Source organism: Nonomuraea sp. NPDC004186 (genome assembly GCF_053603495.1).
Map to the genome: position 1 here is coordinate 19920 of NZ_JBSGFQ010000097.1, position 12961 is coordinate 32880.

The following is a 12961-nucleotide window of genomic DNA, read 5'->3' on the forward strand; positions in this document are numbered from 1 at the left end:
GGTGGTGTGCCCTTTTCACGCATGCGATCGGGAACGGCACACACCGTAGCACCACGGGTATCTCAAGAACAGACAAGCGCTCCTTAACCATTCGCTTCAGCAGCAACCGGGACAAGACAGCGTGGTGTCCCGCACGTGGCCTGGGTCTTTGAGGGGACAGGGGCGGCGTCGGCGGGGTGGGGTGGGTCGCTAGACCTCCTCGGCGACGCCCAGGTACATCACTCCGGGGTTCGACGGGTTGAACGCGATGGAGGTGACCCGGTCGTAGGCGTTGTGATTGACGGCGACCTGGTTCCGGCGGGCGTCGTACTTGTAGATGTCGGTGCCGGTCGCCGCCCATCCCGTGCCGAAGTCGAAGTACAGCACCCCCGGGTCCGTCGGGTGGGGCGCGAGCAGCGGGCCGTTGGCGAGGGTGACCCCGTCGCCGTGGTCCACGACCGGGGCGAAGCGCCGGCCCCCGTCGAACGAGCGGTAGATGTGCCGCCCGCCGGACGGCGCGCCCCCGTCGGCCTCCCCGATGTCGAGGCCCATCGCGTACACGACGTTGGGGGCGGCCGGGGAGATCGCGGCGCTGAACACGTTGACCTTGCCGCCGGTCTTGCTCAGGCCGGTGGAGGCGGTCCAGGTCCGGCCGCCGTCGAAGGTGACGCGGGCGCCGGTGTCGGAGCCGCCCACCACCACGTGGTTCAGGTCGTACGGGTCGAACACCGCCGTGTAGACCAGCACGAGATCGCCCTGCGCCCAGGCGGGCACCCCGACGGTCCGCCAGGTGCGCCCGCCGTCCCGCGACTCGTGGAGCTGCCCGCGGCCGTCGGAGACCCGCAGGCGGTCGCCGCGGTAGCGGTCGACGCCGAGCCCGGCCACCTCGCCGGCGGGTGAGGTGAGCTGGGTGAGGGCGCCGGACGTGGCGAGGGTGAGGTTGCCGTCGCGGTCCCAGGCGTAGGCCCGGCCGCCGCGGGCCGCGACCAGCTCGGTGTTCCTGCCGTTCACCTTGCCGACCGTCGCCCAGGTGCAGCCCGCGTCCTGCGAGGTCAGCAGCGCGTTGTTCGACATGGCGAGCAGTTCGTCAGGACGGTCGAGGGCGACGAGCCCGGTGGTGTAGACGACCGGCCGCAGCACCTGGCTGGTCGGCGCGATCGTCCTGCCGTCGTTGCGCGTGTACGTCACCGAGCCGTCGCCGTTGACGGTCCCGCAGGCCGGCTGACGCCAGCGGCCGAAGGGCTCGTCCTCCGCGGCGGCGGGCCCGGCGGCCGACAGGACCACAAGCGCGGTCGCGACTCCGATGGTGAATGCCTTCTTCAACACTGCCTCCCCGAACAGGCCGGACTTACGGATCCGTCCTATCGGGCGCGGGAGTGCACGGGCTAGGCCGACGAAGGGCGGATTTGTGACATGGCAGGTATCTGACACACTTGCCGACCATGGACACGGACGAGAACGCGCTCGCCGCCGTCGGGGTGGACGCCGAGGACGAGCGGATCTACCGCGACCTGCTGCGCCGGCCCCGCGCCACGCTGCCCGAGCTGGCCGCGCACACCGGCCGCACCACGGTGGCCCTGCGCCGCGCCTGCTCCCGGCTGGAGGCGCTGGGCCTGGTCAGCCGCATGGCGGGCCGTCCGGTCCGGTTCCTGCCGACCCGGCCCGACGTCGCGGTGGCCGCCCTGATCTCGCGCCGGGAGGAGGGGCTGGCCCAGGCGCGGCTGGCCGCCCTCGCGCTGCTCGCCGAGACGCCGCGTACGGAGAACCAGGCCCCCGAGGAGCTGGTCGAGGTCGTGCAGGGCCAGGCGGCGGTGGTGCAGCGGTTCACGCAACTGCAGCAGACCGCGACCGAGGAGCTCCTGGTGCTGGACCGGCCGCCGTACGCGCAGGACCCCGGCCAGCAGAACGTCGCCGAGATGGACCGCCTCGCGCACGGCCTCCTGGTGCGCGGCATCTACGACGCCGCGGCCCTGGAGATCCCCGGCAAGCTGCGCCTCGCCCAGGAGGCCGTGGCCGCCGGCGAGCAGGCCAGGATCAGCCCCGAGGTCCCCATGAAGCTGGCCATCGCCGACCGGAGGACCGCCATCCTGCCGCTGAGCACGGCCGCGACCTCGCACGCCGACAGCGCGGTCATCGTGCACTCCTCGACGTTGCTCGACGCGCTGGTCACGCTGTTCGAGGTCCTGTGGCGGTCGGCGCTGCCGCTGCCCGCCAAGCCGCTCGCGACGCTCCCCTCCGGCCCGGCCGAGCTGCCCGACCCGGAGCTGTTCACGCTGCTCGCGGCCGGGCTCAAGGACGAGGCGGTCGCGCGCCAGCTCGGCGTGAGCCTGCGGACCGTGCATCGGCGGGTCAGCGAGCTGATGGACCGGCTCGGCGCGCGCACCCGCTTCCAGGCCGGGCTGCTCGCGGCCCGCCGCGGCTGGTGGGGCGCGGACTAGCGGGCATCCCGGCAGGTGGAGCGCTAGAGGGCGTCGCCGTGGGCCATCAGGTGGGCCGCCGCCAGCGAGCTCCAGGGGCTCCACCGTTCAAGGCAGGCGGCGGGGTCGAGGCCGAGATCGTCGAGTGCGGCGCGGAGAGAGGGGTCGGCCAGGGGGAACGCGTCGGGGTGCCCGAGCCGGAAGGCCAGGTCGTGGCGTAGGTCGCGATCCGCGTACGGCAGGGCCGCCATCGTGTCCGGGCCCGTGCCGTGACCGAGCGCTTCGTGCTCACCGGCCACGTCGGCCGCGAGCGCCCCGACCACGGACGCCTCCGCCCCGGTCACGGTCGCCTCCGCGGCGGTCACGGACGCCTCCGTCGCGATCGCGGTCGCCTCCGGGAAGGTGTGCGTGAGGCCGCCGGGCAGCCCGGGCACCCTCGTCCCCAGCGTGGCCACGAGCGCCCCGAGCCGGTCCGCCGTCTCCCCCAGTGTTCGGCCGCGCCCGAGCACGGCCCGTACCCCGACCTCCAAAGCGCTCCAGGCCCCCGGCACGGCGAGCCCCGGGCGGGCCCGTACCAGCGGTCCGAGCACCGGATCGGCCGACAGCGCCGCCACCCCCGCCCCGTGGTCGGCCTCCACGCCGAGCAGCCGCGTGACCTGCCCCACCACGTGGATCAGCCCCTCCCAGTACGGCAGGTGGGCCCGCAGCAGCAGGTGTCCCTCGCCGCCCGGCGACACCTCCAGCACCCCGGGCGCGCCGTCCACGGTGATCGTGCGCCGATAGGTGTCGCCGTCCACCTCCTCGACCCCCGGCACGGCCCGTACGGCGAGGAAGTCCCGCACGGCGGCCCAGTCGTAGCCGGGCACGAACGGCAGCCGCAGCACCAGCCCGCCGTCGGCCACCAGCCGGTCGGCGCGCCGCCGCCGCTCGCGCAGGTCGGACGGCGCGGCGCGGAACACCTCCCGCATGGTCCGGTTGAACTGCCGCAGGCTCCCGAACCCCGAGGCGAAGGCCACGTCGAGCACCGTCAGCTCGGAGTCGTCCAGGAGCCGCCGGGCGAAGTGCGCCCGCCGCGAACGCGCGAGCTGGTCGGGCGTCGCGCCCAGGTGCCTGAGGAACAACCGGCGCAGGTGCCGCGGCGACATGCCGATGCGCGCCGCCAGCGCCGCCTCGGTGCCGCCGTCCAGCACGCCGTCGATGATCAGCTGCCACGCCCGGCAGACCAGCTCGGGCGCGCCGGCCTCGATCGAGGCCGCCACCCGGTACGGCCGGCAGCGCAGGCACGCCCGGAACCCCGCGGCCTCGGCTGCGGCCGGGTGCTCGTACGTGCGCGTGTTGCGGAGCAACGGCTTGGCTCCGCAACCAGGCCGGCAGTAGATGCCGGTGGTGACGACGGCCGAGTACGTGGTCATGTCCTAGATGTACGTCATGCCGGGTGGCCCTGGAGACGGCTGGAGAAGTTGACGCTGATCCGGACCCCGGCCGGAGCGGCCTGCTTGGGCACGCAGTGCCGCCAGTCGCGCTGGCAGCGCCCGCCCATCACCACCAGATCCCCACCGGCCGGCGTCAGCGCGACGCTGCGCCCGCCGGTCCTCGGCTTGAGCACGAACCGCCGCGTCGCCCCGAGGCTGAGCACCGGGACCACGCACTCGTCGCGCCTGCACGTCTGCCAGTCGCCGTGCCACCCGGTGCTGTCGCGGTGGTCGCGGTAGAGGTTCACCCAGAGCCCGTCGTACGGGACGCCGTAATGCTCCGACAGCGCGGCGGTGATCGCGAGGAGCAGGGGCTCGGGCACCTCGGCCAGGTCGGTGTACTCGGCGGTGAGTCGCGGTTCGACGTACTTCTTGTCGAACATCCACCGGTCACGCTGCTCCCAGCCGGCCTTCTCCAGCAGCGAGTCGAGCAGGTGCCGGCTGCCGCGCAGCCAGCCGGGGACATGCTCGACCCATGAGGTGGCGTCGAGCCGGATGCGGCGCGCGCCGGCGAACGTGGGATCGAACCCCGGCTCCTCCACGGCCGGGTCCGTCTCCAGGAAGAGCGGCGGTTGCAAGGTGGACCTCCCGATGTCGCGTACCCGGAACATGGTGCGCGCGAGCCCGGGGGCAAGTCCGGCCACATCCGGACAACGTCTGGCCGGCCCGGCCTAGCTCCCGAACCCGGTGCGCCAGGTGGCATGCCGCGGCCGCCACCCGAGCGAGCGGGCGAGACCGTTGTCGGCGCCGCGCTGCCAGCCGGCCCGCCCGTCGGTGGGAGCGGGGGCGGGAGCCCCGACGGCGGCGGCCAGCGCGGGCAGCCACTCGCGGGCGGGCGCGGGCTCGTCGTCCACGATGTTGACGGTCCCGCTCGGCCAGCGCAGCGCGGCGACGGTCGCCTCGGCCGCGTCCTCGACGTGCACGAACGAGCTGACCGCGGCGTCGGCCGCCAGGCCGCTGAGGAAGACCGAGGCCGGGTCGCCGGTGGGGCCGCCGTTGCGCAGCACGTCCGCCACGAGGCCGCCGGGCCGGTACCACGTGCCGGGCCCGTAGAAGAGCCCGTAGCGCAGCACGACGTGCTCGTCCAGCTCCGCGACGGCCTCTTCGAGCGCCCGGACGCCGCCGACGACGCCCGAGCGCGGCGCGGGCGCGGTCACGTCCAGCGGCGTGTCCTCCGTGGCCGGGGCGTCGCCCGCCTCGTACGCCCAGGCGATGGACTGGGCGACGATGCGGCGCACGCCGGCCCGCTTGGCGGCGTCGACCAGGTTGCGGGTGCCGATCCTGCGGATGCGGCCGTTGTCGGCGGGGGTGCCGCCGTTCAGCGCGGTCAGCTGGTGGACGATCGCGTCGGGCGCGGCCTCGGCCACCGCGCGGGCGACCGCCTCGGCGTCGAAGACGTCCAGCCGTACCGCGCCGGCGCCCTGGGCGCGCAGCCGGTCGAGGCCGGAGTCGGTACGGGAGCTGCCCGTGACGCGGTGACCGGCCTCGATCAGCAGGGGGACGAGGTAGCGGCCGATGGCGCCGGCTGCACCGGCGACGAAGACGTGCATGCGAGAGGTTTCCTTGCGTTGGGCGGCGTGGGCGGTCGGGCGGATCGACGCTCGCACGGCCAGGCTAGGAGACAACTGTCCCAGTATTATGGTCCAGTCATCGGCCGGAAAATTGGACCATTTACATGACCGACGCGCTCGGGCCCGAGCTCCTGCTGGAGCTGCCCGGCTGGGGTTCTCGTGGCAGGGCGCTGGAGGAGGCGCTGCGGTCCGCGATCCGCGGCGGGCGGCTCGTGGCCGGCACGCGCCTGCCGTCGAGCCGCGATCTCGCCTCCCAGCTGGGGCTGTCGCGGGGGACGGTGACGCAGGCGTACGAGCAGCTGGTGGCCGAGGGCTGGCTGACGGCGCGGCAGGGCTCGGGCACCCGCGTGGCGGCGGGCACCGCGGAGGCCCCGGCCCGTTCCGGGAGGTCGGCGGGCTCGGCAGAGGCCGCGTCGGGGCGCTACGACCTGCGGCCCGGGCGGCCGGACGCGTACGCGTTCCCCCGCGAGGCGTGGGCCCGGGCGATGCGGCACGTCCTGCGGGAGGCGCCGACCGAGGTGTTCGGGTTCGGCGACCCGCGGGGGCGCATCGAGCTGCGCACGGCGCTGGCGTCGTATCTCGGCCGGACCCGCGGCGTCCGGGTCGACCCCGCGAACCTGATCGTCTGCTCCGGGTACACGCAGGCGCTCGGCCTGCTGGCGGAGGTCTTCACCGAGCTGGGCGTGCGCACGGCGGGCATGGAGGACCCGGCCATCGGCGACCACGTCCGCCTCCTGGCCGGCCGGCTGCGCGTCGCCGCCGTCCCCGTGGACGCGGCGGGCCTGCGCGTGGACGCGCTGCGCGACTCGGGCGCCGAGGTGGCCGTCTGCACGCCGGCGCACCAGTTCCCGCTGGGTGTGAGCATGGCGCCGGAGCGCCGCTCCGAGCTGCTGGAATGGGCGGACGACAGCCTCGGCTGGATCGTCGAGGACGACTACGACGGCGAGTTTCGCTATGACCGGCATCCGATCGCCGCGCTCCAGTCCCGCCGCCCGTCCAGGATCGTGTACGCGGGCTCGACCAGCAAGACCATCGGCCCCGCCGTCCGGCTGGGCTGGATCGCCTGCCCGCCCCTGCTGCTGGAGCCGCTCACGGAGGCCAAGCGGCGGGCGCGCGAGACGCGGCCCCTGGAGCAGCTGGCCCTCGCGCGCATGATCGAGCTGGGCGACTACGACCGCCACCTGCGCACGATGCGCCGCGGCTACCAGCGGCGCCGGGACACGCTGGTCGCCGCCGTGCGGTCCGGCCTGCCGGACGTCCGGGTACGCGGCATCGACGCCGGCCTGCACGCCCTGCTCGAACTGCCCTCCGCGCCGTCGGAGCGGGCCGTCGTGGAGGCGGCGCGGGCGGCCTCGGTCGACGTGCACCCGCTGGGCGAGTACATGCGCGGCGACCGCGACCGGCACCCGCCGTCGCTGGTCGTCGGGTACGCCACGCCCCCGGCCCACTCCTACCCCGCCGCGCTCGACGCGCTGATCCGCGGCCTGCGCCGGCTCTGACCGGAACCCCGCGTTCGCCTGACTCGTTTTCTCATCAGAACGGGGTCCCCGGGGGAAAGGCGGACATGGTCACGAGTGAGCGGCGGCTGAGAAGGCGCGCCCGCCGGCAGGCGGGCAGGTTCGTGTCGGTGCCTCCGGAGAAGCGCCGGCGCCTGACCCAGCGGCAGCGGCGGCGGATGGCGCACCAGGCCAGGGCGGACGCCGCGCAGCGCCGCTCGGTGTGGCGGGAGTGGGGACCGGTCACGGCGATCACGCTGGCCGTCTTCGAGCTGATCTACTTCTTCCTGGTCGCCGACATGATCGGGGGGACGAGCGTCGCCGGTGTGATCGTGACGGGCGCCATCGGCTGCGTCACGGTCTGCTCCAGATTCGTGCAGGAATATACGACGTCGAACAGCGCCGATTCCAGGGCCGTTCCGTTCCTCGTCGTGGCCGTGGTCTCGGTGGCCGTGACGCTGGTCGCCGTGGGCGCCGAGACGCTGTCGAAGCTGCTCTGAACCCGTCTCGTACGAACGTGTTTTCGAGTAAACTGCCGGCATGCCGAACCCGCTGGCCCTCAGCCTGGAGAGCGCGCGACGCCTGGCAGTGACGTGCCAGCACCTGGCCGGCCCGCGTCCCGGCGTCGGCCTCGACGGGCTGCGGCAGGTGCTGCGCACGCTGCGGTGCCTGCAGCTCGACCCGATCGACGCGGTGGCCCGCAGCCACTTCCTGGTGCTCTGGAGCAGGCTCGGCGGCTACGACCGCGCCGACCTCGACACGCTGCTGTGGCAGGAGCGCTGGCTCTTCGAATACTGGGCGCACGCCGCGTCGATCGTGCTGGCGGAGGACTATCCGATCCACCACGTCATGATGCGCGGCTACGCGACGGGCGAGTCCCCGCACGCGCAGCGGGTGCGCGGCTGGATGGAGGCCAACGACGGGCTGCGGCAGCACGTCCTCGACCGCTTACGCACGGCCGGTCCGCTGCCGCCGGGGGCGTTCGACGACCTCACGAGCGTGCCCTGGCAGTCGAGCGGGTGGACCAACGGCCGCAGCGTCGAGCGGATGCTCGACTTCCTGTGGTTCCAGGGCAACATCATGGTGGCCCGCCGGGCGGGCCGCACCCGCCACTGGGACCTGGCCGAGCGCTGGTTGCCCGCCTGGGCCGACGCCACGCCGCTGCCCCGGCGGGAGGCGGTGTCACTGGCGGCCGAGCACGCGCTGCGCGCCCTCGGCGTGGCCCGCGTGGCCGACATCGAGCGCCACTTCATCCGCGACCGCTATCCCGAGCTCCCCGAGGTCCTGGACGAGCTCCAGCGCTCCGGCCGCGTGGTGCCCGCCGAGGTCGAGGGCGGCACCGAGCGCTGGCACGTGCACCGTGACGTCCTCGGGCTGCTGGAGCGCGAGTGGCAGCCGCGCACCACGCTACTGTCGCCGTTCGACAACCTCATCTGCGATCGGGCGCGCACCGAGCGGCTGTGGGGCTTCGAGTTCCGTACGGAGATGTACGTGCCCAAGCACAAGCGGCTCTACGGCTACTACATCATGCCGATCCTGCACGGCGAGCGGCTCATCGGGCGGCTGGTGCCCCGCTTCGACCGGCGCAAGCAGGTGCTGGAGATCGAGGGCCTGTTCCCGGAGCCCGGCCTCCCGGGCGACGAGGTCTCCGTCCGGGCCGTCGGGGCGGCGGTGACCGAGCTGGCCGCGTTCACGGGGGCTCGCGAGGTCGCCTACGCGGCCACCGTACCGGCGCCCTGGCGGGCCGCCTCGGGCTGAGCTGGGGCATCGCGCATCCCCGTTCGATTCCCTCGATCGCGGGCAAGTAGGGCATGCTAAAGATCCGTCAGCATCCGCTCTCGCATCACCAGGAAAGCCGTAGTCATTCACCCCGTCACCGCCCGCAGCACCCGGCGATGGATCCGCACAGGACGTCTGACCAGCGACGACGCCTCCCAGCCCATCGCCCGCGCGACGGTGCCGTGTCGCCCCGAAACCCCGCTCAGCGCGGTGATCACGCCTTTACCCTGCTGTGATCACATATAGCAATCTCATGACTACTTTTCGTTAATCGGCGGTTGCGAGACTCATCGAAAAGCTTGAGGGAGGTCCCCTATGCCGTACCTGACCCAGCTGGCCGACGTCGCCCGCCGCACAGGATTCCCCGTGACCGAAGTGGCCGGGTGGCAGACCCGCGGCCACGGCCCGCAGCCCCAGGTGCAGGGCGTCGTGTGCCACCACACCGCGGGCCCCGCCGGCGGCGGCGACTACCCGTCGCTCGCGGTGGTCCGCGACGGCCGCCCCGGCCTCGACGGGCCGCTGTCCCAGTTCGGGCTCGGGAGATCCGGCCACATCTACGTCATCGCCGCCGGGCGCTGCTGGCACAACGCCCCTTCGACGTCGACGATGCACACCAACTCCGCGTCCCTCGGGATCGAGGCGGAGAACGACGGCACCCAGCCCTGGCCCGACGTCCAGAAGGACGCGTACATCCGGCTGTGCGCGGAGCTGTGCCGCGAGTTCGGGCTGCCCGCCTCGCGCGTGAAGGCGCACCGGGAGGTCAACACCTCCAAGCCTGACCCGCACTCCATCGACATGAACGACTTCCGGGCGGCCGTCGCCGCCCTCATCCAAGGCGCCCCTGCGCCTGACCCATCGTCCTGGACGGAGGAGATCGTGAAGCAACTGCCTATGGTCCGGCCGGGTGACGACAGCTTTGACGTCAAGACCGTCAGAGGCTGCCTGTTCGCCCGGGGCCGAGTTCCCGTGTCCGCTTACGCGCAGGTGGGGCTGGAGGACTGGCTCAAGTCCACCCGCTGCGACCCGGGGCTGGTCGAGCTGGTCCGCGGCTTCCAGCAGGCGGAGGGCATCGGCGCGGACGGCGTCGTCGGCCCGAAAACCTGGCCGTCCCTGCTCCGCGTCTGACCCCCGCGACACCTGCCCCCACCCAACGGTCCGGGCCTCAACGGCAAACGGCCTGACGGCATGAGGCCCGGCGGCAGGCGACCCCGTGGCGGGCGGGTCGATGGCAGGCGGGTCGATGGCAGGCGGGTCGATGGCAGGCGGGTCGATGCCGGGCGGGTCGATGGCAGGCAGTGCCGTCGGTCGGCTGGGTGCGCCCGCCGTCGGTCAGCCGGACACCTTTGGGGTGGCGCGCATCCCGACGTAGCACACCGGGGTCCCGTCGGGCAGGGTCGAGAAGACGACGGGCATGTAGTCCTCGCTGAACGAAGCCCCGATGCCCGAGGCCGCGAACACCGTCTCCGAGACCGGGGTCAGATCGGCCTCCAGCGGCGGCGACAGGTCCTTCATGCCGTCGACGAACTCGTACCGGATCCGGCTCGGGCTGATCGTGATGACGACGCCCTCGCGCTTGTACGTGCCCACGAACGGCGCCATGTCCACCGCGATCGGCTCCGCCGGCGGGCCGAACGGGTCCGGCATGCGTACCCCGGCCAGCTCGGCCAGCAGCTCGCGGAACAGGGCGGCGTACACCTGCCGGGCCCCACCCCCGTTGGTCATGAGCGCGACGGCCACGCCGGCCTGCGGGACGACGCGCAGGTAGGCGTACTGGCCGATGGCGGCGCCGTCGTGGCCGTAGCCGAAAACGCCGTCCCAGTCGTAGAGCGTCCAGCCCAACCCCCAGCCGTCCGCGCTGACGGTCCACTTGTCCGGGACGTCCACCTCGCGCCGCTGCATGGCCGCCACCGCGTCCGCGGGCATCACGCGCGTGCCGTCGGGAGCCAGGCCGCCGGCCAGGTGCATCTGGGCGAAGCGCACCAGGTCGCCGGACGAGGTGATGATCCGCCCGGCCGGGCCGGCCGAGCGCGGCATCATGTCCCAGACGGGCGCCGGGTCGGGGTCCTGCCCCGATTCTCCCAGGTGGCTCATCGCCGCGCGGAACCGGAGCGCCTCCTCCGGCAGCGTCATGGAGCGTTCGAGGCCGAGCGGCGTGAACACCAGGTCCCGCAGCGCCTGGTCCCAGGTCTTGCCGGTCAGCACCTCGACGAGGCGGCCGAGCACGACGTAGCCGAGGCCGCCGTAGGAGACGGCCATGCCGGGCCGGCAGTCCAGCGCCACGCCCCGGGCCGCCTCGACGTACTTGGCCAGGCAGTCGTCGCCCCGGCCCGAGTCGTGATTGAAGTCGTTGGTGACCCCGCCGGTGTGGCTGAGCAGCTGCCGGACGGTGATCACCTTGGTGGCCTCCTCGTCGGGAGTGGCGAACTCCGGCAGCACGTCCACCACCCGGGCGTCCAGGTCCAGCCGGCCCTCGCCGACGAGCCGCATGACCAGCGTCGCGGTGTGGACCTTGGCGATCGAGCCGGACAGGAACACCGAGTCGGGGGTCGTCGGCACGCCGGTCGCGCGGTTCAGCACGCCGGTGGCCAGCTCGTGGATGTTCCCGCCGGTCAGCACGGCCAGGGTCGCGCCGGGCACGTGGTGGGCGGCGCACAGCTCGTCGAGCCGCCGCTGCCAGTGCTCGACGTAGAAGCCGCGGCCGGTCGAGTCCAGCGCGCCCCAGTCACCGGTGGCGTTCCAGTTCAGATTCATGATCATTCTCCTTAGATCGAGACGGTCTTCTTGGGCATCACCAGCAGGGCCAGTACGGCGGCCGCCACCACGCCGGCGGCGCTGATGAGGAAGGCGGACGACATGGCCGTGGTGAAGGCGTCGCGGGCGGCGGCCGCGATCCCGGCGTCGCCGAGGCCGAGCGCGCTCCCGATCGAGAGGCGGGCCGCCGCCGGCGCGGTCGCGGGCATGGCCGCGGTGTAGGCGCTGGCGAGCACGCTGCCCAGGACGGCGATGCCGAGGGCGGCGCCGGCCTGCTGGATGGTGTCGTTCAGCGCGGAGCCGACGCCGGCGTGCTCGGCCGGGATCGTGCCCATGAGGGCGGAGACAGCGGCGGGCATGGCCAGGCCGCCGCCGGCTCCCATGAGGAGCAGCGAAACGGCCGCGGTGGCCAGGCCGCTCGACGTGTCGAGGGTGCTCAGCAGCGCGAATCCACCGGCGCTCACGGCGAACCCGGTGACGATCAGCCGACGGTTGCCGATCCGCGCGCCGAGGGTCGCGCCGAGGGTGTTGCAGGCCAGGGAGGCGACGGCCATCGGGATGAAGGCCAGGCCCGACTCGGTGGGCGTGTAGCCGAGGACGTACTGCAGGTACTGGGTGAGCACCAGCAGCAGTCCGCCGTTGCCGATCTGGACCAGGGTGAGCGAGAAGCTGCCGCCGCTGAAGGTGCGGTTGCGGAACAGGCGGAGCGGGACCATGGGATGCGGCGTACGCAGCTCCCAGACCACGAACCCGGCGAGCGCGACGACCGCCACGGCCAGCGCCGGCACGGACAGGCCGTGCGGCAGCTCGATGATCGTCCAGACCAGCGCCGACATGCCGGCCACCGACAGCACGGCGCCGATCGGGTCGGGCTTGGTCTGCGGACCCTTGGACTCGGGCATGAGCACCAGCGAGGCGACGATGGCCAGCGCCGCGATCGGCACGTTGATCAGGAAGACGGCGCCCCACCAGAACCAGGCGATCAGCGCGCCGCCCAGCACCGGGCCGCCGACCAGGCCGACCATGGCGACCGCGCTCCAGGCGGCCATCGCCTTGCGCCTCTCCTGCTCGTCGAACACGGTGATCAGGATCGACAGGGTGCTCGGCATGATGAGCGCGCCGCCGATGCCCATCACCGTGCGGGCGGCGATCAGCGTCACCGGATCGGCGGCGTAGGCGGCCGCCAGCGAGGCCACCCCGAACAGGGCCAGCCCGATGACCATGACCCTGCGCCTGCCGAACCGGTCGGACAGGCTGCCCGCCGTCAGCAGCAACCCGGCGAAGACCAGGATGTACGAGTCCAGGATCCACTGGATGTCCTGCGCGCTCGCGCCCAGGTCGGCGGTCAGCGGCGGGATCGCCACCGAGAGCACCATGTTGTCGATCACCAGCACGAGCGTGCTGAGACACAGCACCACCAGGATCAGCCAGCGGCGCGAATCACGTGCTTGCATCAGACTCCCCCAGACCGCGAGTACGTCGTCCTCGTCATGCGA

General features: G+C 73.2%; 12 protein-coding genes. 5 read left to right on the forward strand and 7 right to left on the reverse strand.

All coding sequences use genetic code 11. The features are described from left to right. Window positions 1-189 precede the first annotated feature (189 nt). Window positions 190-1302: a WD40/YVTN/BNR-like repeat-containing protein gene (locus ACWEPL_RS49095; RefSeq protein ID WP_452440353.1), complete on the reverse strand. Its 1113-nt coding sequence runs from the start codon at window positions 1300-1302 to the stop codon at window positions 190-192. 119 nt (window positions 1303-1421) lie between these two features. Between ACWEPL_RS49095 and ACWEPL_RS49100 the strand changes: the two genes are divergently transcribed. After that, a complete protein-coding gene (locus ACWEPL_RS49100; protein WP_363978179.1) occupies window positions 1422-2417 on the forward strand; it encodes a helix-turn-helix transcriptional regulator in 996 nt (331 codons plus the stop codon). A 23-nt stretch (window positions 2418-2440) separates the two neighbouring features. On the opposite strand, the gene ACWEPL_RS49105 is transcribed toward ACWEPL_RS49100, so the two are convergent. Genes ACWEPL_RS49105 through ACWEPL_RS49115 form a run of 3 tightly spaced genes read right to left on the reverse strand, consistent with a single transcriptional unit; the run spans window position 2441 to window position 5418 of the window. Beyond that, window positions 2441-3808, reverse strand: a complete 1368-nt coding sequence (locus ACWEPL_RS49105) for an AlkA N-terminal domain-containing protein (protein WP_452440355.1) — start codon at window positions 3806-3808, stop codon at window positions 2441-2443. A gap of 14 nt (window positions 3809-3822) precedes the next feature. Beyond that, window positions 3823-4512 carry an alpha-ketoglutarate-dependent dioxygenase AlkB gene (locus tag ACWEPL_RS49110; protein ID WP_452440356.1) on the reverse strand — a complete coding sequence of 230 codons (690 nt, stop codon included), beginning with the start codon at window positions 4510-4512 and terminating at the stop codon, window positions 3823-3825. Window positions 4513-4539: 27 nt separating this feature from the next. Then, a complete protein-coding gene (locus ACWEPL_RS49115) occupies window positions 4540-5418 on the reverse strand; it encodes an NAD-dependent epimerase/dehydratase family protein (protein ID WP_363978170.1) in 879 nt (292 codons plus the stop codon). Window positions 5419-5543: 125 nt separating this feature from the next. Between ACWEPL_RS49115 and pdxR the strand changes: the two genes are divergently transcribed. The 3 genes from pdxR (at window position 5544) to ACWEPL_RS49130 (ending at window position 8693) form a co-directional block, all read left to right on the forward strand. Then, window positions 5544-6938, forward strand: coding sequence for a MocR-like pyridoxine biosynthesis transcription factor PdxR (pdxR, locus tag ACWEPL_RS49120; RefSeq protein WP_452440357.1), 1395 nt, complete (start codon window positions 5544-5546; stop codon window positions 6936-6938). 65 nt (window positions 6939-7003) lie between these two features. Beyond that, window positions 7004-7435 (forward strand): hypothetical protein, encoded by a 432-nt coding sequence (locus tag ACWEPL_RS49125; protein WP_452440358.1) that lies wholly within the window; start codon window positions 7004-7006, stop codon window positions 7433-7435. Between the two features lie 40 nt (window positions 7436-7475). Continuing rightward, a complete protein-coding gene (locus tag ACWEPL_RS49130) occupies window positions 7476-8693 on the forward strand; it encodes a winged helix-turn-helix domain-containing protein (protein ID WP_452440359.1) in 1218 nt (405 codons plus the stop codon). Between the two features lie 107 nt (window positions 8694-8800). On the opposite strand, the gene ACWEPL_RS49135 is transcribed toward ACWEPL_RS49130, so the two are convergent. Beyond that, a complete protein-coding gene (locus ACWEPL_RS49135) occupies window positions 8801-8932 on the reverse strand; it encodes a hypothetical protein (RefSeq protein ID WP_452440360.1) in 132 nt (43 codons plus the stop codon). A gap of 97 nt (window positions 8933-9029) precedes the next feature. Between ACWEPL_RS49135 and ACWEPL_RS49140 the strand changes: the two genes are divergently transcribed. Beyond that, window positions 9030-9839: a peptidoglycan recognition protein family protein gene (locus ACWEPL_RS49140; protein ID WP_355193870.1), complete on the forward strand. Its 810-nt coding sequence runs from the start codon at window positions 9030-9032 to the stop codon at window positions 9837-9839. Window positions 9840-10043: 204 nt separating this feature from the next. Here ACWEPL_RS49140 and ACWEPL_RS49145 read toward each other — a convergent pair whose 3' ends face one another. Both ACWEPL_RS49145 and ACWEPL_RS49150 read right to left on the reverse strand, forming a co-directional pair. Next, a complete protein-coding gene (locus ACWEPL_RS49145) occupies window positions 10044-11465 on the reverse strand; it encodes a serine hydrolase domain-containing protein (RefSeq protein WP_452440361.1) in 1422 nt (473 codons plus the stop codon). Between the two features lie 11 nt (window positions 11466-11476). Further along, entirely contained in the window at window positions 11477-12919 is a 1443-nt protein-coding gene (locus ACWEPL_RS49150; RefSeq protein ID WP_452440363.1) for an MFS transporter, read from the reverse strand. Between the last annotated feature and the right edge of the window lie 42 nt (window positions 12920-12961).

What these genes read in the sequence shown, in the direction of transcription:
- ACWEPL_RS49100 (WP_363978179.1), top strand. Translation starts at nt 1,422, where the DNA reads ATGGACACGGACGAGAACGCGCTCGCCGCCGTCGGGGTGGACGCCGAG.
- ACWEPL_RS49105 (WP_452440355.1), bottom strand. Translation starts at nt 3,808, where the DNA reads ATGACCACGTACTCGGCCGTCGTCACCACCGGCATCTACTGCCGGCCT.
- ACWEPL_RS49115 (WP_363978170.1), bottom strand. Translation starts at nt 5,418, where the DNA reads ATGCACGTCTTCGTCGCCGGTGCAGCCGGCGCCATCGGCCGCTACCTC.
- pdxR (WP_452440357.1), top strand. Translation starts at nt 5,544, where the DNA reads ATGACCGACGCGCTCGGGCCCGAGCTCCTGCTGGAGCTGCCCGGCTGG.
- ACWEPL_RS49125 (WP_452440358.1), top strand. Translation starts at nt 7,004, where the DNA reads ATGGTCACGAGTGAGCGGCGGCTGAGAAGGCGCGCCCGCCGGCAGGCG.
- ACWEPL_RS49130 (WP_452440359.1), top strand. Translation starts at nt 7,476, where the DNA reads ATGCCGAACCCGCTGGCCCTCAGCCTGGAGAGCGCGCGACGCCTGGCA.
- ACWEPL_RS49140 (WP_355193870.1), top strand. Translation starts at nt 9,030, where the DNA reads ATGCCGTACCTGACCCAGCTGGCCGACGTCGCCCGCCGCACAGGATTC.
- ACWEPL_RS49145 (WP_452440361.1), bottom strand. Translation starts at nt 11,465, where the DNA reads ATGAATCTGAACTGGAACGCCACCGGTGACTGGGGCGCGCTGGACTCG.
- ACWEPL_RS49150 (WP_452440363.1), bottom strand. Translation starts at nt 12,919, where the DNA reads ATGCAAGCACGTGATTCGCGCCGCTGGCTGATCCTGGTGGTGCTGTGT.